At 46.6% G+C, this 18,735-nt stretch carries 18 protein-coding genes and 1 pseudogene; 17 read left to right on the forward strand and 2 right to left on the reverse strand.

What is annotated here, in order from left to right; translation table 11 throughout:
* Window positions 1–14 precede the first annotated feature (14 nt).
* The 15 genes from plsX (at window position 15) to nagZ (ending at window position 14,368) form a co-directional block, all read left to right on the forward strand.
* Window positions 15–1,028 carry a phosphate acyltransferase PlsX gene (gene plsX / locus CBI31_RS00460; protein WP_088524471.1) on the forward strand — a complete coding sequence of 338 codons (1,014 nt, stop codon included), beginning with the start codon at window positions 15–17 and terminating at the stop codon, window positions 1,026–1,028.
* Window positions 1,025–2,011 carry a beta-ketoacyl-ACP synthase III gene (locus tag CBI31_RS00465; RefSeq protein WP_088524472.1) on the forward strand — a complete coding sequence of 329 codons (987 nt, stop codon included), beginning with the start codon at window positions 1,025–1,027 and terminating at the stop codon, window positions 2,009–2,011. The genes plsX and CBI31_RS00465 overlap by 4 nt, the downstream gene beginning before the upstream one ends.
* A gap of 34 nt (window positions 2,012–2,045) precedes the next feature.
* Window positions 2,046–2,981: an ACP S-malonyltransferase gene (fabD, locus tag CBI31_RS00470; RefSeq protein WP_088524473.1), complete on the forward strand. Its 936-nt coding sequence runs from the start codon at window positions 2,046–2,048 to the stop codon at window positions 2,979–2,981.
* 41 nt (window positions 2,982–3,022) lie between these two features.
* Complete coding sequence (gene fabG, locus CBI31_RS00475) at window positions 3,023–3,766, forward strand: 3-oxoacyl-ACP reductase FabG (RefSeq protein ID WP_088524474.1); 744 nt, start codon at window positions 3,023–3,025, stop codon at window positions 3,764–3,766.
* A 102-nt stretch (window positions 3,767–3,868) separates the two neighbouring features.
* Window positions 3,869–4,108, forward strand: a complete 240-nt coding sequence (gene acpP / locus CBI31_RS00480; RefSeq protein WP_071464736.1) for an acyl carrier protein — start codon at window positions 3,869–3,871, stop codon at window positions 4,106–4,108.
* A gap of 21 nt (window positions 4,109–4,129) precedes the next feature.
* Window positions 4,130–5,377: a beta-ketoacyl-ACP synthase II gene (gene fabF, locus CBI31_RS00485; protein WP_088524475.1), complete on the forward strand. Its 1,248-nt coding sequence runs from the start codon at window positions 4,130–4,132 to the stop codon at window positions 5,375–5,377.
* Window positions 5,378–5,428: 51 nt separating this feature from the next.
* On the forward strand, window positions 5,429–6,877 hold the full coding sequence (locus CBI31_RS00490) for a DegQ family serine endoprotease (protein ID WP_088524476.1): 1,449 nt from the start codon (window positions 5,429–5,431) through the stop codon (window positions 6,875–6,877).
* Window positions 6,878–7,013: 136 nt separating this feature from the next.
* Complete coding sequence (lepA, locus tag CBI31_RS00495; RefSeq protein ID WP_088524477.1) at window positions 7,014–8,819, forward strand: translation elongation factor 4; 1,806 nt, start codon at window positions 7,014–7,016, stop codon at window positions 8,817–8,819.
* A complete protein-coding gene (gene lepB, locus CBI31_RS00500) occupies window positions 8,819–9,622 on the forward strand; it encodes a signal peptidase I (RefSeq protein ID WP_088524478.1) in 804 nt (267 codons plus the stop codon). Before lepA ends, lepB begins: the two co-directional genes overlap by 1 nt.
* Before the next feature lie 5 nt (window positions 9,623–9,627).
* Window positions 9,628–10,419: a ribonuclease III gene (rnc, locus tag CBI31_RS00505; protein WP_088524479.1), complete on the forward strand. Its 792-nt coding sequence runs from the start codon at window positions 9,628–9,630 to the stop codon at window positions 10,417–10,419.
* Between the two features lie 2 nt (window positions 10,420–10,421).
* Window positions 10,422–11,357: a GTPase Era gene (era, locus tag CBI31_RS00510; protein ID WP_088524480.1), complete on the forward strand. Its 936-nt coding sequence runs from the start codon at window positions 10,422–10,424 to the stop codon at window positions 11,355–11,357.
* A 6-nt stretch (window positions 11,358–11,363) separates the two neighbouring features.
* Window positions 11,364–12,098 carry a DNA repair protein RecO gene (recO, locus tag CBI31_RS00515; protein WP_088524481.1) on the forward strand — a complete coding sequence of 245 codons (735 nt, stop codon included), beginning with the start codon at window positions 11,364–11,366 and terminating at the stop codon, window positions 12,096–12,098.
* Between the two features lie 12 nt (window positions 12,099–12,110).
* The gene (gene pdxJ, locus CBI31_RS00520) at window positions 12,111–12,851 is read left to right on the forward strand and encodes a pyridoxine 5'-phosphate synthase (RefSeq protein ID WP_088524482.1); all 741 of its coding nucleotides are present in this window, start codon (window positions 12,111–12,113) and stop codon (window positions 12,849–12,851) included.
* Between the two features lie 15 nt (window positions 12,852–12,866).
* On the forward strand, window positions 12,867–13,259 hold the full coding sequence (gene acpS / locus CBI31_RS00525; RefSeq protein ID WP_088524483.1) for a holo-ACP synthase: 393 nt from the start codon (window positions 12,867–12,869) through the stop codon (window positions 13,257–13,259).
* Between the two features lie 32 nt (window positions 13,260–13,291).
* Window positions 13,292–14,368, forward strand: a complete 1,077-nt coding sequence (gene nagZ / locus CBI31_RS00530; protein ID WP_088524484.1) for a beta-N-acetylhexosaminidase — start codon at window positions 13,292–13,294, stop codon at window positions 14,366–14,368.
* A gap of 80 nt (window positions 14,369–14,448) precedes the next feature.
* Here the strand turns inward: nagZ and efp are convergent, their stop codons facing one another.
* Both efp and earP read right to left on the reverse strand, forming a co-directional pair.
* Window positions 14,449–15,009: an elongation factor P gene (gene efp, locus CBI31_RS00535; RefSeq protein ID WP_088524485.1), complete on the reverse strand. Its 561-nt coding sequence runs from the start codon at window positions 15,007–15,009 to the stop codon at window positions 14,449–14,451.
* 86 nt (window positions 15,010–15,095) lie between these two features.
* Window positions 15,096–16,166, reverse strand: a complete 1,071-nt coding sequence (gene earP / locus CBI31_RS00540; RefSeq protein WP_088524486.1) for an elongation factor P maturation arginine rhamnosyltransferase EarP — start codon at window positions 16,164–16,166, stop codon at window positions 15,096–15,098.
* On the opposite strand from earP, the pseudogene uvrC reads away from it, so the two are divergent.
* A pseudogene (uvrC, locus tag CBI31_RS00545) lies at window positions 16,165–18,086 on the forward strand (excinuclease ABC subunit UvrC). The gene earP and the pseudogene uvrC overlap by 2 nt on opposite strands.
* Before the next feature lie 34 nt (window positions 18,087–18,120).
* Window positions 18,121–18,696 (forward strand): CDP-diacylglycerol--glycerol-3-phosphate 3-phosphatidyltransferase, encoded by a 576-nt coding sequence (pgsA, locus tag CBI31_RS00550; RefSeq protein WP_088524487.1) that lies wholly within the window; start codon window positions 18,121–18,123, stop codon window positions 18,694–18,696.
* Window positions 18,697–18,735: the final 39 nt, after the last annotated feature.

An 18,735-nucleotide genomic window follows, 5' to 3' on the forward strand; every position in this document is an offset into this window, starting at 1 on the left:
CAATCAATGAGTTTATGAGCGTTACTCTTGCTATTGATGCCATGGGCGGAGATCATGGGGTCGTTGTGACGGTTCCTGCTGCCTGCGATTTCCTAGAAAAACATTCTGATGTGAAGATTGTCCTCGTGGGTGATCCTGATTTAATCAAGCAAGTCTTGGATAAATCTTCCAATACTCACATGGATCGCATTCAAATTATTGCTGCGAGCGAAGTGGTATTGATGGATGACCCCATCGAAGTTGCTTTGCGCCGCAAAAAAGATTCGTCGATGCGTGTGGCCATTGAGCAAGTCAAAGAGGGCGCTGCTGATGCGGTGATCTCCTCTGGTAATACGGGCGCGCTCATGGCCATTTCCCGTTACATTCTCAAAACTTTGGATGGTGTTGACCGTCCAGCGATTGCAACTGCTATTCCAAATGAGTTGGGGCGCGGCACCACTATGCTTGATCTAGGCGCAAATGCAGATTGTGAGCCAATGCATCTTGTGCAATTTGCGCAAATGGCTAGTGTGATGGTTCAAGTGGTGGATGGTAAGCAGAACCCTTCAGTTGGTCTTCTCAATATTGGTGAAGAGGTGATTAAGGGCAATGAAGTCGTGAAGCAGACTGGAGAGTTGCTGCGTCAAACCAATTTAAACTTTTATGGCAACGTAGAAGGTAATGATATTTTTAAGGGCACCACGGATATTGTGGTGTGTGATGGATTCGTGGGCAATGTGGTTTTAAAGGCCAGTGAAGGTTTGGCCAAAATGATGAGTGGCTTGATTCGCTCAGAATTTAATCGCTCCTGGCTCACCAAATTGATGGCTGTATGCGCTATGGTGCCATTGCTGCGTGTCCGTAAGCGCGTAGATCATCGTCGATATAACGGTGCTGTATTGTTAGGTCTACGCGGTTGCGTTATTAAGAGCCACGGCTCAGCCGACCGCTTTGGATTTGGTTTTGCCTTAGATCGTGCCTATGAAGCTTCCAAAAATCGCATGGTTGAGCGCATTGCTGCAGCCTTTGCGGTGGAGACAAAAGAATGAATATCTTTGCAAGAGTAGCCGGAACCGGAAGTTATCTTCCCGAGCAGCGCTTAACTAACCAAGATTTGGTGGAGCGGTTGGCGAAGAGTGGATTAGAAACTAGCGATGAGTGGATCAGTACTCGTAGCGGAATTTCTGCACGTCACTTTGCTGCTGAGAATGAACTCACTAGTGATCTAGCAGTGAAAGCTGCGCAAGCTGCATTAGCGAGCGCAGGCATTACTTCCGAAGATTTAGATCTGATTATCTTGTCAACTTCTACGCCAGATCATTTGGGCGGCTTTCCAAGTACTGCTTGTGTAGTCCAAGATAAGTTAGGTGCTCACACTGCCTGTGCCGCATTTGATGTGCAAGCAGTGTGCGCAGGGTTTACCTATGCCCTTGCTACGGCAGATGCGTTTATTCGTTGTGGCTCCTATAAAAAAGTCTTGGTCATTGGTGCCGAGACTTTCTCCCGCATTCTAGATTTCCAAGATCGTGGTACTTGTGTGTTGTTTGGTGATGGGGCTGGTGCTGTCGTGCTTGAAGCCTCGAATGAGCCCGGCATTCTAGCTACCGCTTTGCATGCTGATGGTAGTCAGCGCAACATATTGTGTGTCCCTGGTCGTGCCGGTAATGGCGAAGTCCATGGCTCCCTATTTATGACGATGGATGGCCAAGCGGTATTTAAATTGGCAGTCAAAGTATTAGAGCAAGTAGCTCATGAGGTTTTAGAAAAAGCCCATCTCAAGCCAGAGCAAATTGATTGGTTGGTACCGCATCAAGCCAATATCCGAATTATGGAGGGTACCGCTAAGAAAATGGGTATGTCCATGGATAAAGTGATCGTGACAGTGCATGAGCACGGCAACACTTCTGCGGCATCGATTCCTTTGGCGCTAGATACTGGCGTGCGCTCTGGTCAGATTCAGCGTGGCCAATATCTCTTATTAGAAGGTGTTGGCGGCGGCTTTGCTTGGGGTGCAGTTGCACTCAAGTATTAAAACCATTCTTTTCATTACTTCGTAAATTAATCACATGACATTTGCATTCGTATTTCCTGGCCAAGGCTCTCAATCGGTAGGTATGCTCAATTCTATTTCTGAGCGTCCTGAAGTGCGTGCAACGTTACAAGAAGCTTCAGAAGCTTTGGGTGAGGATGTTGCCAAGTTAATTGCCGAGGGCCCTGCAGAGGCGCTATCGTTAACTACCAATACTCAACCAGTGATGTTGACTGCTGGCGTGGCTTTTTACCGCGCTTGGTTAGCTGCTGGTGGTCTCGCACCGCAGGTGATGGCTGGCCATAGTCTTGGTGAGTACTCAGCCCTAGTTGCTGCTGGTGTTATCTCTTTTAAAGATGCGGTTCCTTTGGTGCGTTTTCGTGCACAGGCAATGCAAAGTGCTGTACCAGTAGGTACGGGCGGCATGGCAGCTATCTTAGGTTTGGATGATGCAACCGTTATTAAAGTCTGCGCAGAAGCGAGTGCTGCATCAGGTGGTGTAGTTGAAGCTGTGAATTTCAATGCACCTGGTCAAGTCGTGATCGCGGGTGCAAGTGATGCTGTCACTAAAGCTTGTGAGTTGCTCAAAGCTGCGGGCGCTAAACGCGCATTACCGCTACCGGTATCTGCACCATTTCATTCTTCTTTGTTACAGCCCGCTTCCGAAAAACTGAAGGGTTACCTAGCCAATATTGAATTCAAAGCACCAACAATTTCCGTGATTAATAACGTGGATGTTCAAATCTTAAATGATCCCAGCGCAATTAAAGATGCTTTAGTGCGTCAAGCTGCTAAGCCAGTACGCTGGCAAGAAACGATTCAAGCGATGGCTACCCAAGGCGTTACTCAAGTAGTAGAGTGCGGTCCTGGTAAGGTGTTGGCGGGATTAACCAAGCGAATCAATGATCAGGTGACAGGCATGCCTGTATTTGATGAGCCTAGCCTAAATGAAGTGTTGGCTACCTTAAAATAAGCACTATTGATCAACATCAATCGATATAGCGAAAGATAAATATGAATCTCGACCTCAGTGGACAAATTGCTCTGGTAACAGGCGCTTCGCGTGGTATTGGTCAGGCGATTGCAGATGAATTGGCTAAGTGTGGCGCTAAGGTGATTGGTACTGCTACAACAAGTGATGGTGCTAAAGCAATTGATGCGCGCTTAAAGCCTTCGGGTGGTTGCGGTTTGGTTTTGAATGTCACTGCTCCCAATGCATGCGAAGAAATGATTGATCAAATTGTGAAGGATCATGGTGGCATCAATATCTTGGTAAATAATGCTGGCATTACTCGCGATAACTTGGCGATGCGCATGAAGTCCGAAGAGTGGAGTGATGTGATTGATACGAATTTGAGTTCAGTGTTTCGGTTATCCCAGGCTGTTTTGCGCCCAATGATGAAGGCACGTGGTGGCCGAATCATCAACATCACCTCTATCGTAGGTCACATGGGTAACGCAGGACAAGCAAATTACGCTGCTGCAAAGGCAGGCGTTTCTGGAATGACTCGTGCCTTAGCTCGTGAAATTGGCAGCCGGAATATTACCGTCAATTGCGTGGCACCGGGATTTATTGATACCGATATGACCCGCGCTCTGAGTGAAGAGCAGCAAAATGCCCTAAAAGTGAACATTCCTTTGGCTCGCCTAGGTAGCCCCGAGGATGTAGCCCAGGCAGTGGCGTTTTTAGCCTCTCCAGCGGCTGGATACATCACGGGCAATACCCTACACGTCAATGGCGGGCTCTATTTAGCCTAAGCCAAAAGCAAGGATTTCATCATTTTTGGGCGAATTTGCTAGATTGCTCGGCCAAGCTGATAAAATTCTTCAATCGTTTTTTTACAACCCCTGGGGGACTTAATGGATAACATCGAACAACGCGTTAAGAAAATCGTCGCTGAGCAATTGGGCGTCGCTGAAGGAGATATCAAAAATGAATCTTCTTTTGTGAATGACCTAGGCGCTGACTCTCTTGACACTGTTGAGCTGGTAATGGCTTTGGAAGATGAATTTGGCATCGAAATTCCTGATGAGGAAGCCGAAAAAATCACCACAGTTCAGCTCGCGATCGACTTCGCTCAATCAAAAGCTCAGGGTTAATTCCCTAGCCTAGGTATTACTGTGTCAGCATCAAATGGCCGACGCCGGGTAGTAGTTACCGGTCTTGGCCTTATCTCACCCGTTGGTAATTCCGTTGATGTAGCCTGGTCTAATTTGCTTGCTGGCAAATCAGGCATTGCTACCATCACGAAATTCGACCACGCACCGCTGAGTGTTCATTTCGCGGGAGAGGTGAAAGATTTCAACGTTGAAGAATATGTTTCGGCCAAAGAGGCACGCCATATGGATACCTTTATCCATTACGGCATTGCTGCAGGTACGCAAGCTATTCGTGACAGCGGTTTAGAAATTAATGAGCAAAATGCCGAGCGCGTAGGCGTGATGGTTGGTTCTGGGATTGGCGGCTTGCCAATGATTGAGGCAACAGGGGCTGAGTTATTGGCTCGTGGTCCACGTCGTATCTCACCATTCTTTGTGCCCGGCTCAATCATCAATATGATTTCTGGGCACCTCAGTATTTTATTTGGACTTAAAGGCCCAAACGTTGCGGCAGTGACTGCCTGTACTACTGGCTTACATAGTATTGGTTTGGCAGCTCGCTTAATTCAGTATGGCGATGCCGATGTCATGGTCGCTGGTGGCGCTGAATCTACTATTTCTGCTTTAGGTGTTGGTGGCTTTGCTTCTGCAAGAGCGCTTTCAACTCGTAACGATGATCCAGCAACTGCTTCACGTCCTTGGGATAAAGACCGTGATGGTTTTGTTCTTGGAGAAGGTGCTGGGGTTGTAGTGCTCGAAGAATATGAGCACGCTAAAGCACGCGGCGCAAAAATTTATTGCGAGCTACTCGGCTTTGGCATGAGTGGTGACGCGTATCACATGACTGCACCCAATATGGATGGCCCACGTCGTTGCATGGTGAATGCGATGCGCGATGCAGGCTTAAATCCAGATCAAATTCAATATCTCAATGCCCATGGCACCTCTACACCTTTAGGTGATAAGAATGAGACCGACGCCATTAAAGCAGCTCTAGGCGATCATGCTAAAAAGACTTTAATTAACTCGACCAAGTCGATGACTGGCCACCTTTTGGGCGGCGCAGGCGGTTTGGAGTCTGTTTTCACTATTCTGGCTCTCCACAACCAGAAATCCCCACCCACCATCAATATCTTCAATCAAGATCCTGAGTGTGACTTAGACTACTGCGCTAACACTGCTAGGGACGTCAAGATTGAGCATGCCGTCAAAAACAATTTTGGCTTTGGGGGTACTAACGGCACCTTGATTTTTGGCAAGTTGACCTAATATTCTCCTTATCTCCACTTTTTGGTTTTTACCAAGTAGGTCTATAGCATTATGAAAAAGTACCTGATTGCGCTCTTGGCTATTTTGAGTCTTGGGCAAACTACATTTATACCGAATGCTTTTGCACAAAATCCCCGTGTAACTCTTCCGGATTTTGCGGATTTAGTTGAACGTGCGAGTCCGGCTGTGGTGAATATTCGCACCACTGAAAAGGTCATGGTTCAGCAGTCTCAAGGCGGCATCCCAGGATTACCTGACGATCAAGCAGAATTTTTCCGCCGTTTCTTTGGTGTGCCTATTCCTGGCATTCCAAATAGCCCTAAGCAAGCGCAACCAAATTCAGGCAAGCCACAAGAAGCAGATCGTGGAGTTGGCTCTGGTTTCATTATTGAATCTAATGGTTTGATTTTGACAAATGCGCACGTCGTAGAGGGGGCAACAACGATTTATGTCACCTTAACGGATAAGCGTGAGTTCAAAGCGAAGTTATTGGGCTTGGATAAACGTACTGATGTAGCAGTAGTCAAAATTGAAGCGCGTGATTTACCAAGGCTGCCATTAGGTGACTCTTCAAAGGTGAGAGTGGGCGAGTGGGTTTTAGCAATCGGCTCTCCTTTTGGCCTTGAGAACACCGTAACAGCAGGCATTGTCTCGGCGAAGAGTCGTGACACTGGTGATTACTTGCCCTTTATCCAGACTGACGTTGCAGTCAATCCTGGTAACTCTGGCGGCCCATTATTGAATACTGCTGGCCAAGCCGTTGGAATTAACTCTCAAATTTTTAGTCGCTCTGGTGGCTATATGGGAATCTCCTTCGCCATTCCAATTGATGAGGCGATGCGTGTAGCAGAGCAATTGCGCACCAATGGAAAAATGACGCGCGGTCGTATCGGTGTTGCCTTAGGGGAGATGACAAAAGAGATTGCTGAGAGTTTAGGTTTAGGTAAGCCTCGTGGTGCTTATGTGCGTAATGTCGAATCTAATGGTCCTGCAGCAGCTGGTGGCATTGAGGCTGGTGATGTGATTTTGAGTTTCAATAGTCGTGAAATTAGTAAGTCTACGGATTTGCCACGCGTTGTTGGTGACACTAAACCAGGAACTACGGCTACTGTGCAAGTTTGGCGTAAGGGTAGCCCTCGCGACTTAACGGTCACTGTTGCTGATACTGATACTGCGCAAGCCGCCGCTAAAAAGCCAGAGACTCCGGCTGCAAATGGCAGCACTACAAGTGCCTTTGGGGTGGCGGTAGTGGACTTATCAGATGTCAAAAAGAAGGATCTCAATATTAAGGGTGGCGTTGAGGTCACCAGTTTGGGGGATGGTCCTTTGGCAAGAGCGGGTGCGCGCCCTGGCGATGTGATTATTCGGATCGCTGATACTGACATCACTGGGGTAAAGCAATTTGAGGCTTTAGTTAAAACCCTTGATGCCAACAAGGCCGTTCCAGTCTTTATTCGTCGTTCTGACGGCACTTTAGTCATTCCTGTAAAGCCAAAATAAGCCCTTTTTAGGCTAAAAAATGGGGTTTGGGGCCTTTTGGGCTCCACCCATTACAATCTCTCTAAGACATCTTTTTGCAGCGCATCATTGTGGTGCGTTCTGACAAGGCGTTTTTTGAATGACCTATTAAGACGCTATGGATTTAATCCGCAATTTTTCTATCATCGCCCACATTGATCACGGTAAATCTACGCTTGCCGATCGCATTATTCAACTTTGTGGAGGTCTTTCTGATCGCGAAATGGAAGCGCAGGTTCTCGACTCTATGGATATTGAGCGCGAACGGGGCATCACTATTAAGGCCCAAACTGCGGCACTCAATTACAAAGCCAAAGACGGCAAAATTTATAACCTCAACTTGATTGATACCCCAGGGCATGTGGACTTCTCCTATGAGGTCAGTCGCTCCTTATCGGCTTGTGAAGGTGCTTTATTGGTAGTCGATGCTAGTCAGGGTGTTGAGGCACAAACGGTAGCGAACTGCTATACCGCAATTGAACTTGGTGTTGAGGTGGTCCCAGTTCTCAATAAGATAGATTTACCGCAGGCTGATCCTGAGCGCGCCATTCAAGAAATTGAAGACGTGATTGGGATTGATGCGACGGATGCTGTTACTTGTTCTGCTAAGACTGGTCTTGGTGTGCACGAAGTGATCGAAGAAATGATCCGCCGAGTACCGCCACCAAAGGGTGATGCTACTGCCCCACTGCAGTGCCTCATCATTGACTCTTGGTTTGATAACTATGTTGGTGTGGTGATGTTAGTTCGTGTTGTGAACGGCACTCTCAAACCTAAAGATAAAATTACTTTGATGGCCAATGGCTCTACTCACTTAGTTGAGCATGTCGGCGTCTTTAGCCCTAAGTCGGTGGATCGCCCTGAGCTGAGTGCTGGCCAGGTGGGCTTCATCATCGCAGGCATTAAAGAATTAAAGGCTGCAAAAGTAGGTGATACCGTGACACACGCTGTCGGGCAAGTAGGCCGTACACCTGCGACTGTGCCATTGCCTGGATTTAAAGAAGTGAAGTCTCAAGTGTTCGCTGGTTTATATCCAGTGGAAGCGAGTGAATATGATCAACTGCGTGAATCCCTTGAGAAGTTAAAGCTCAATGACGCTTCTCTCTTGTATGAGCCTGAGGTTTCCCAAGCGCTTGGTTTTGGATTCCGCTGCGGTTTCTTAGGCTTACTACATATGGAGATCGTACAAGAGCGTTTAGAGCGCCAATACGGGATGAACCTGATTACTACTGCGCCAACCGTGGTGTATCAAGTGCAGCAATCTGATGGGACGATTTTGAATGTGGATAACCCATCAAAGATGCCTGAGACCAGTAAGGTTGAAACTATCTTAGAGCCTATTGTGACGGTCAATCTCTACATGCCTCAAGAGTATGTGGGTTCCATCATCACGCTATGTGTTGGTAAGCGGGGTATTCAGACGGGCATGAACTATTTAGGTCGCCAAGTGCAGCTGACTTATGAGTTACCGATGGCAGAGATTGTGATGGATTTTTTCGATCGTCTGAAATCCATTTCACGGGGCTATGCTTCGATGGATTATGAATTCAAAGAATACCGCCCGGCCGATGTAGTGAAAGTCGATATTTTGATTAACGGCGATCGAGTGGATGCGCTCTCAGTGATTGTCCATAGAAGCAATAGTCAACACCGTGGTCGAGAGGTAGTTTCTAAGATGCGCGGCATTATTCCGCGACAAATGTTTGATGTGGCTATTCAGGCTGCGATTGGTAGCAATATTGTTGCGCGTGAAAACGTCAAAGCCTTACGTAAAAACGTTTTAGCGAAATGCTATGGTGGAGATATCTCTCGTAAGCGCAAGCTGCTCGAGAAGCAAAAAGAAGGTAAAAAGCGTATGAAACAAGTGGGCAATGTGGAAATCCCACAAGAAGCTTTCTTGGCTATTTTGCAGGTGGAAGATTAATGAACTTTGCACTCATTCTTTTGATCTTGGCGTTTGTTACCGGCATTGCTTATGCCGCTGACAAGTTTTACTTTGCACCACAAAGACGCTTGGCCGGTATTGATCGCATGCCTTTGTGGTTGGAATACACCGCTGGTTTCTTTCCAGTAATTTGCGCGGTGTTTGTCTTGCGCTCTTTCATTGTTGAGCCCTTCAAGATTCCATCGGGCTCCATGATTCCCACCTTACAAATTGGCGATTTCATCTTGGTAAATAAATTTACCTACGGAATTCGCTTACCGGTAATCAACCAAAAGGTAGTTGAACTAGGTACTCCAAAGCGCGGAGATGTCGTGGTCTTTCGTTATCCACGCGATGAGTCTATTGATTACATTAAACGCATTGTGGCGCTACCTGGCGATGTGATTACCTATCAAGACAAGCGCCTGACGGTTAATGGACAGCCATTGCAGTATGGTGGTGGTGAGTCTTATCTTGATCCCGAGAATATGCGCTATGCAAAACTTTATACAGAGGCCTTCCCTGTAGACTTGGGTGGTAACCGTCATGAGATTTTGAATGACCCGGACCGTCCTAGCGTATTTCCGACAGAGCGCTTTCCAGGTTTCGATTTTTGCCAATATCAGCAGTCGGGCTTGACTTGCACAGTACCCCCAGGACATTACTTTGCTATGGGTGATAACCGTGATAACAGTGCCGATTCTCGTTACTGGGGTTTTGTGCCCGATAAAAATATCGTGGGTAAGGCCTTCTTTGTCTGGTTGAATCTGGGCAATCTGGGTCGCATCGGCGGCTTCGAGTAAAGATCATGAACGCGCGCGCCGTTATTGAAACCGCACCACTACAAGAGCAGCTTGGCTATACCTTTAAGAAGCCTGAGCTCTTGCATCAAGCCTTGACTCACCGTAGTCATAGCAAGAAGAATAACGAGCGTTTGGAGTTCTTGGGTGACTCGATTCTCAATTGCGTAGTTGCAGATTTACTGTATGAGCGTTACTCCGATTTAGATGAGGGTGATCTCTCTCGCGTTCGGGCTAATTTAGTCAAACAGCAAGCCTTATATGAGATTGCACAAACTCTGTCCTTATCGGATTATTTGCGTCTGGGTGAGGGGGAGCTCAAGAGCGGCGGCTTTCGTCGCCCCTCCATTTTGGCCGACACTTTAGAAGCAGTAACTGGCGCTATCTTTTTAGATGGCGGATTTGATGCAGCAAAAGGGTGTCTGCGAAAGTTGTATTTGATCATCCTTGCACAAGTTGACCCAAAGACTCTAGGTAAGGATGACAAAACACTCTTGCAAGAATGTTTACAGAGCTATCAATTACCTCTACCTACTTATAACGTCACTGGCACTACTGGCGCTGCTCATAACCAGCAATTTGAAGTGGAATGCTTGATTCCGAGTTTGAAGGTATCAGTAAAAGGTGGTGGCGCATCTCGCCGAGCGGCTGAACAGTCTGCTGCTAAAGCTGCTTTACTAGCAGCCCTAAAGGCTTTGCCACAGGAATCTCGTAAGCCTAAGAAAACTCGGTCCGCTAAGAAAAAAGCAGCTAAAAAAGAAGTGGCCGAAGAGCAGTTAAATTTGAAGCTGAAGGGCTAATCGTGTTTAGATGCGGCACTATCGCCATTGTTGGGCGTCCCAATATGGGCAAATCAACACTGCTTAATGCTTTGGTTGGTCAAAAGATTAGCATTACTTCTCGTAAGGCTCAAACAACACGCCACCGTATCTTGGGGATTCAGAATCGTGAAGAGGCGCAATTTATTTTTATTGATACGCCTGGTTTTCAGACGCGTTTGATAAATACCCTTAACAAGGCGCTGAACCGCACAGTGACAACTGCCCTGCAGGACGTCAATGTGGCCTGCTTTGTGGTTGAGGCTGGATATTTTGGTGAAGACGATAAAAAAGTTTTACAACTACTACCAGCTGATTTGCCAATAGTGCTGGTTCTAAATAAACTTGATCTTTTTAATAGCCGCTTTCAGACGCCGTCTGAGCGTGACCAAGCTTTACTCAACTTTATGAAGGATATGTCGCGGCCATGGCATGAGTTAGGTGGCCACGAAGATCAAAAGTCGGAATTTTCAGAAATTGTGCCAATGAGCGCTAAAAGCCCTGGCGATATTCAAAGACTCTTAGATGTCTTAGAGGAGTATTTGCCTGAAGCACCAGCTGTCTACGACGGCGATACTATTACTGATCGTAGTGAGCGTTTCCTCGCCGCGGAAATTCTGCGCGAGAAGGTCTTCCGTTTCACTGGTGAAGAGTTGCCTTACACCAGCACAGTAGTGATTGATCAATTTAAGATGGATGGCAAGATGCGCCGTATCGCGGCAACTATTTTGGTTGATCGTGATAGCCATAAAGCGATGATCATTGGCGCCAAGGGTGAGCGATTGAAGAAGATTTCTACGGATGCCCGGATTGATATGGAAAAGCTCTTTGATGGCAAAGTCTTTTTAGAGACTTGGGTCAAAGTGAAGCGGGGCTGGGCAGATGATCGCGCTGAATTACGGGCGCAGGGTTTAGAGTAAATCTTCATGGCCTCGATTCGTATTGCTGACGAGCCTGCGTTTGTATTGCATAGTATTCCTTATAAAGAAACTAGCTTAATTCTGGATGTCTTTACACGGCAGTATGGCCGCATGGCCCTAATTGCTAAGGGCGCGAAGCGTCCACACTCCACATTGCGTCCAGTATTGCAACGCTTTCAACCCCTCTTGGTTTCTTGGAGCGGCAAGTCAGAGCTACGCACACTCACTAAGTCTGAGTGGGTGGGTGGGATGCCTTCATTAGTCGGCGATGCATTGCTTTGTGGTTTCTATCTCAATGAATTGCTTGTCAAGTTTTTAGCGCGTGAAGACGATTACGAAAAACTCTATGATCGATATACAGAAACGATTAATGCCTTATCGAATCTCGAATTTGAATCTAAGGGCCTAGAAGAAATTTTGCGCCCATTTGAGTTATCACTCCTGCAAGAGACGGGTTATGCAGCTGCTTTGGATCGCTGCGTTGAAACCAATGAGTTGCCCGATGCTAAAATCCAGTATGTTTATCAGCCTGAGCGTGGGATTCGTCCAGTTCAAGGGGATGATCCAGGGCATTGGCCAGTCTTAACCGGCAAATCTTTGCTCGCTATTGCAGCTGGGGATTTTTCAGACCCAGAAACATTGTCAGAGAGTAAGCAATTGATGCGTTTCCTGCTTGGTTTGCATCTACAAGATCAGGTTTTGACCACCAGGCAAATTCTGATTGATCTCAAAAAAATCTAGTAATCTACAGCTATGACAACCCAAGCCCTAGAACTCGGTATCAATATCGATCACGTAGCCACCTTGCGTAATGCCCGTGGGACAGTCTATCCAGATCCTATCAAAGCAGCACAATTAGCTGAAGAGGCTGGCGCCGATTTAATTACTCTGCATTTGCGTGAGGATCGCCGTCATATTAAAGATGCAGATCTATTCGCGCTGCGTCCACTTATCAAAACGCGCATGAACCTCGAGTGCGCAGTGACTCCTGAAATGATTAGCATTGCTTGCAAAGTAAGGCCACACGATGTGTGCTTGGTACCGGAGAAGAGAGCGGAAGTGACTACTGAAGGTGGTTTAGATGTATTGGGATACTTTGAGGCGGTGAAGGCTGCTACAAAGCAATTGCAAGAGGCGGGTATTCGGGTATCGCTATTCATTGATCCAGAAGAAAAACAAATTCAAGCGGCAAAAGATATTGGAGCCACAGTAGTGGAATTGCATACTGGTCGTTATGCTGACTTATCTGGCGCAGATCAGGCGACAGAGTTAGAGCGTATTCGTAAGGCAGCTCAGTTTGGGAAAAGTATCGGGCTGCGAGTCAATGCTGGCCATGGTCTTCATGAAAGTAATGTCATGTCAATTGCAGCTATTGCCGAGTTGTCCGAGCTCAATATTGGTCATGCCATTGTGGCTGAAGCCTTGTTTAAGGGGTGGCAAAAAGCCATTACCGATATGAAGATCCTGATGATTCAGGGTCGAGCTAACTCATAAGTTAAAAAAGTAAACATGATCATTGGCATTGGTACAGATATTCTGCAGATCGAACGCTTACAAGCGGCTTACGATCGGACTAATGGCCGCTTAGCTGAGAGAATTTTGGGTCCTGATGAGATCTTGGTATTTAAACAGCGCCTTGCCAGAAATCACAAGCGAGGCATTGCTTTCTTGGCGACTCGCTTTGCTGCTAAAGAGGCTTTCTCTAAAGCTATTGGCCTGGGAATAAGAATGCCTATGACCTGGCGTTCATTGCAAACCTTAAATGAGCCAAGTGGTAAGCCGGTCACTTCTTATTTGGGTGCGCTGGCCAAATTTATGGCAGAAAAGAATTGGGAAGCTCACGTTACTGTGAGCGATGAACAGGATATGGCGATTGCCCATGTCATCGTTACTCAAAAGTAAACATCAGACATTTGGAATATACAGAGGAAGAGATGAGTAAATCTACCATGAACCCAGGCCCAGTCACATTAGATGTAGTGGGCCAGGTCTTAAATGCTGAAGATCGTCGTCGTATCTTAGATCCTTTGACTGGTGGCGTCATCTTATTTGGCAGAAACTTTGCCAACCGTAAACAACTGACCAAACTCACTGCTGATATCAAAAAATTGCGCCCTGATGTATTGATTTCTATTGATCATGAGGGTGGTCGAGTGCAGCGTTGTAAGGCTGATGGCTTTACCTATCTTCCAGCAATGCGCAAGCTCGGCGAGCTTTGGGGTGCTAAGAGTAATTCGAGCCATGCAGCCGAGTCTGCTGCGCTTGCGATGGCGGCTGCTACTGCCTGTGGCTATATTTTGGCTGCCGAGTTGCGCGCTTGTGGTGTGGATTTTAGTTTCACGCCAGTTTTGGATTTAGATTTTGGTCGCAGTAGGATCATCGGCGATCGTTCATTTAGTCGTGATCCACAAATTGTGTTTGCCTTAGCAAAGAGTTTGAACGAAGGCTTGCGCTTAGCTGATATGGCCAATTGCGGCAAACATTTTCCAGGGCATGGTTGGGCAGAAGCAGATTCTCATGTGGCTATTCCGGTAGATGAGCGGTCTTTGGCCCAGATTCTGAACGATGATGCCAAGCCTTATGAGTGGTTAGATCTCAGTCTGGCAGCCGTCATGCCCGCGCATGTGATTTATCCTAAGGTAGATAAGAATCCTGCGGGATTTTCTAATGTCTGGCTACACTCCATCTTGCGTCAAGAATTGGGATTTGAGGGTGTGATCTTCAGTGATGATCTCTCAATGGAGGGCGCTAGTGTTGCAGGCTCTGTAGTGAAGGGTGCTGAGTTGGCCCTCAATGCCGGTTGTGATGCTGTCCTCATTTGCAATCGCCCAGATTTAGCGGATCAATTGCTTGAAAAACTTAAGGTCTCTAAAGCCAAACAGTCTGAATCTGCTACTCGCCTGAATCGCTTGATGCCAAAGTCGGTTGCTTTATCGTGGGATGAGTTACAGGATGAAGCGGAGTATCAACACGCTAAGGGATTACTCAAGCAGATGAAGTTAATTGCTTAAGTGCTCCTCACCTTCATAGAGAAATAAAAAAGCCCGGCGTACCGGGCTTTTGTTTTTGAGTTTGCTACTCAATATTTTACTTAGTTAGCGCGGCTACGATATTCACCGGTGCGAGTATCGATCTCGATCTTGTCACCAGTGTTGCAGAACAAAGGAACTTGCAATTCATAGCCAGTAGCCAGTTTTGCGTTCTTTAGTACTTTACCTGAGCTGGTATCGCCTTTAACAGCAGGTTCTGTGTAAATGATTTCACGAACGAGTGAGTTTGGCATGGCTACTGAAAGTGCCTTACCTTCGTAGAACACTACTTCACATGGCATGCTTTCTTCGAGGTAATTTAATGCATCACCCATGAATTCAGCTTCAACTTCATACTGGTTGTAGTCACCATCCATGAATACATACATTGGATCCGCGAAATAAGAATACGTGCAGTCTTTCTTTTCGAGAATGACAACATCAAACTTATCATCGGCTTTATAAACACCTTCATTCGGTGCGCTAGTTAATAAGTTTTTAAATTTCATTTTCACAACTGAGGAGTTACGTCCTGAGCGGCTGTATTCGGCTTTTAAAACGACCATGGCATCGCTGCCGATCATGACTACGTTACCAACGCGGAGTTCTTGTGCTGTTTTCATCGTGCTATTCCTGGGTGCAGAGTGATTTTTCTGCGGTTTTTATCAAAAACAAGATTGTAACCGCCCGTAGGCCTTTATTGCTGCGCTTAGACTATAAAGCGCACTAGGCGTGCGGCTAGACCGCCATCCCCCTGCGTTTTGAGTAAGTGCGCACGCCAGGCTTTGGAATGGCCATGCCAGTCATTTAGGGATTTAAACCATGAACTAGGCATCGCCCAGGTCATTGCCGCAATAGTGGCTAATTTGAGTTCTTGGCTAGCATTATTGAGGTACAAATCTAAAAAGGCTGCCAATTTGACTTCGTGAGCTCGATCTTCTTGGGGGTAGATATGCCAAATAAATGGTTTGCCAGCAAGTTGGGCGCGGATAAATGAATCTTCACCTCGCACAATATTGAAGTCGCATTGTGAGAGTACCCAGTCATATTCATCTTGCGATACAAATGGCATCGAGAAGAGTTGGATGTTTGCAGGTAGTTCAAGCGGTTTTTCACTATAAAAATTAATTAGCTCTGCATGACCATGGGCAAGTAATACATCAACACTTTCTCCAAGATTGCCTAAGTCTTCAAGCCATTTACGTAAGGGAGCTCCAGGGTAGCAAAAAATACTGATGCGTTTTGCTTGGGGGCGTAGTTTTAACCAGATCGATTTTAGGCTCTTGGGAATGAGATGGGTAACCTCTGATCCATCGGGAGGAATGGGGTCTAGTAAGAGTCCACCAACATCATCTTGAAAACCTGGGAAGAAAAAATACTTTGGAATACCGTGTGATTGTGGTGATGCCTTTGCATGAAATTCGCTAATCCAGGGTTCGGCGCTGAGATACTCTAAATTGATAATGATCGGTTTTACAGGAGCAATGAAGAGCCCTGCAAGGTAGCGCTCTGGTAAATCACAGCCAAAAGCTTCAATCACGACATCTGGGGTTTGCACAGGATGCCTTGCATTGCTATAGCTTGCCTCCCAGGGTTGTAGATCAATTTTGTGAGCTAGCGCTTCATTACTGCCAGAAGCGAGTAAATTAAGGGTTGGCAAGTCATTGCAGAAAATGCGTACTTCTTGGCCATGAAGACTTGATAAGCTTCGGGCTAGACGCCAGCAAATACCGGCATCACCATAGTTGTCTACGATTTGGCAGAAAATATCCCAACGCATGAGTAATTCTTCTTTTGAAAACCTTCAGCAAGACGTTAAACGGCTACCCGGATTGCCGGGGGTGTATCGCTTCTTTGATGAAGCAGGGCATATTCTGTATGTCGGTAAAGCTCGCCACCTCAAAAAACGGGTTTCTAGTTATTTTCAGAGCAAACAACTTTCTCCACGCATAGCACTCATGGTGGGCAAAATCGCCCGCTATGAAACAACAGTAACACGGACCGAAACCGAAGCACTCATTCTAGAGAACAATCTCATTAAAGAATTAGCTCCACCATTCAATATTCTATTTAGAGATGATAAGTCTTATCCCTATGTGATGTTGACGGGCCATCAGTTCCCTAGGCTGGCTTCTTATCGTGGCAAGACAGATAAGCGCAATCATTATTTCGGACCTTTCCCAAATTCTTGGGCAGTACGTAATAGTGTGCAGATTTTGCAAAAAGTGTTTCGTCTACGAACCTGCGAAGACTCTGTCTTTAAGAATCGAAGTCGCCCTTGCTTGCTTCATCAAATTCATCGTTGCAGTGCCCCTTGTGTTGGCAGGCTGAGCGTAGAACAGTACGGTCAAGATGTGGCTCAAGCAACCCGCTTTTTAGAGGGCGACCATAGCCGGGTGCTATCAGAGCTTGAAAAAGAAATGCATGTCCACAGCGAAGCCATGGAATTTGAAATGGCAGCCGTGCTACGAGACCGCATTACTGATCTCTCGAGTGTTTTGCAGCAACAGGCTATGGATACCGTAGCTGAAGGTGAGTGTGATGTTGATGTGATTGCTGTTGCACAAATGGAGGGAATGGTTTGCGTGAATTTGGCCATGGTGCGAGGTGGTCGTCACCTGGGCGACAGAGCTTACTTCCCCAAGGGATTGCGAACCACCTCTGGCGAGTTGCCATCACCCCCAGAAATTCTGGAGGCCTTTATTGCACAACATTATTTAGAAGAAAATATGGATGAGGCGGCTACTGGAGCAACGACGCATTTAATTCCACCCGTACTCGTTTTAAATCATGCCCTGCAATCGATCAGTGATGATGTCTCTAAGCTCAGTGACGCACCTCCTGAAGGTTTACATGAGTTATTAAATGCACAAGCTGGCAGAAAAATCACCTTCTTACATCAACCCCAAGGACAAAGGCGGCACTGGCTCGCAATGGCTGAGGGTAATGCCAAGATTGCCCTGACTAAGCGCTTAGTTGAGACTGGTGGCCAGTTAGCGAGAGCGCGGGCGTTAGCAGATATTTTGGCGCTAGATTTAGAAAGCCTTGAGCAATTGCGAATCGAATGTTTTGATATTAGCCATACCTCTGGTGAGGCAACTCAAGCCTCTTGTGTGGTTTATGCAAAGAATGCGATGCAGTCTAGCGAGTATCGCCGTTTTAACATCACCGACATTACCCCGGGTGACGACTACGCTGCTATGCGACAAGTATTGCAAAGACGCTATGCCAACTTTCAAGAGCTTCCGGTAGATAGAATCCCGCAAGTCATTTTGATTGATGGCGGTAAAGGGCAGGTGGAGATGGCAAGACAAGTTCTCACAGAATTCGGGATGGATGTAGGTCTCATTGTGGGAGTAGCTAAAGGTGAGGGGCGTAAGGTAGGCTTAGAAACACTGATCTTTGCCGATGGGAGAAAAGCCTTAGAGCTCGGAATTGATAGCGCCGCTTTATTATTAGTTGCGCAGATTCGAGATGAGGCCCATCGTTTTGCAATCACTGGAATGCGTGCTAAGCGAGCCAAGGCAAGAACAGTCTCTCGCTTGGAGGAGATTGAAGGTATTGGTGCCAAGCGACGTCAAAAGCTATTAGCCCGTTTTGGCGGATTAAAGGGGTTGCTAATGCGAGTATCGAAGAGATTGCTAGCGTGGAAGGAGTCTCACTCACTCTTGCCGAGCAAATCTATCGCCAACTCCACTAGTAAATTTGTCACCCACTTAGTTTATCCTTGATATATGCCATTTAATCTACCCATTGCCCTAACCTGGTTACGAGTTGCAGCAATTCCATTGCTCATTGCAATCTTCTATCTCCCCGGGACATGGTTAACACCTCTCGAGAAGAATGTCATCGCAACTGTGATCTTTGTCTTTGCTGCGCTCACCGATTGGTTGGATGGATTTTTGGCGAGGCGTATGCAGCAAGAATCTGCCTTTGGACAATTTTTAGATCCGGTTGCAGATAAACTCATTGTGGCGGCAGCATTATTGGTTCTGCTGAACATGGATCGTGTTCAGGTCTGGGTTGCCCTCATCATTATTGGACGAGAAATTACGATCTCTGCTTTGCGAGAGTGGATGGCTTTATTAGGTGCTGGCAAAAGCGTGGCAGTTCATATGGTCGGGAAATTAAAAACGACAGCGCAATTGGTGGCCATTTCATTTTTATTGCTCAATGACACCTTATTTGGGTGGTTGGACTGCGCCAGAATTGGTACTTGGCTGATTTGGGTGGCTTCGTTTTTAACACTCTGGTCCATGTTCTATTACATGAAAAAGGCCTTGCCACAATTGGCTGGCAAGATTGATTAAATTCTAAAAAGCCCAGCCAGCTAAGCCTTTTAAGGGAAT

The organism is Polynucleobacter campilacus, assembly GCF_002206625.1.
Lineage (GTDB): Bacteria > Pseudomonadota > Gammaproteobacteria > Burkholderiales > Burkholderiaceae > Polynucleobacter > Polynucleobacter campilacus.

Coding starts and splice junctions, on each gene's coding strand:
- plsX (WP_088524471.1), top strand. CDS start 15: ATGAGCGTTACTCTTGCTATTGATGCCATGGGCGGAGATCATGGGGTC.
- CBI31_RS00465 (WP_088524472.1), top strand. CDS start 1,025: ATGAATATCTTTGCAAGAGTAGCCGGAACCGGAAGTTATCTTCCCGAG.
- fabD (WP_088524473.1), top strand. CDS start 2,046: ATGACATTTGCATTCGTATTTCCTGGCCAAGGCTCTCAATCGGTAGGT.
- fabG (WP_088524474.1), top strand. CDS start 3,023: ATGAATCTCGACCTCAGTGGACAAATTGCTCTGGTAACAGGCGCTTCG.
- acpP (WP_071464736.1), top strand. CDS start 3,869: ATGGATAACATCGAACAACGCGTTAAGAAAATCGTCGCTGAGCAATTG.
- CBI31_RS00490 (WP_088524476.1), top strand. CDS start 5,429: ATGAAAAAGTACCTGATTGCGCTCTTGGCTATTTTGAGTCTTGGGCAA.
- lepA (WP_088524477.1), top strand. CDS start 7,014: ATGGATTTAATCCGCAATTTTTCTATCATCGCCCACATTGATCACGGT.
- lepB (WP_088524478.1), top strand. CDS start 8,819: ATGAACTTTGCACTCATTCTTTTGATCTTGGCGTTTGTTACCGGCATT.
- rnc (WP_088524479.1), top strand. CDS start 9,628: ATGAACGCGCGCGCCGTTATTGAAACCGCACCACTACAAGAGCAGCTT.
- recO (WP_088524481.1), top strand. CDS start 11,364: ATGGCCTCGATTCGTATTGCTGACGAGCCTGCGTTTGTATTGCATAGT.
- pdxJ (WP_088524482.1), top strand. CDS start 12,111: ATGACAACCCAAGCCCTAGAACTCGGTATCAATATCGATCACGTAGCC.
- acpS (WP_088524483.1), top strand. CDS start 12,867: ATGATCATTGGCATTGGTACAGATATTCTGCAGATCGAACGCTTACAA.
- nagZ (WP_088524484.1), top strand. CDS start 13,292: ATGAGTAAATCTACCATGAACCCAGGCCCAGTCACATTAGATGTAGTG.
- efp (WP_088524485.1), bottom strand. CDS start 15,009: ATGAAAACAGCACAAGAACTCCGCGTTGGTAACGTAGTCATGATCGGC.
- earP (WP_088524486.1), bottom strand. CDS start 16,166: ATGCGTTGGGATATTTTCTGCCAAATCGTAGACAACTATGGTGATGCC.
- pgsA (WP_088524487.1), top strand. CDS start 18,121: ATGCCATTTAATCTACCCATTGCCCTAACCTGGTTACGAGTTGCAGCA.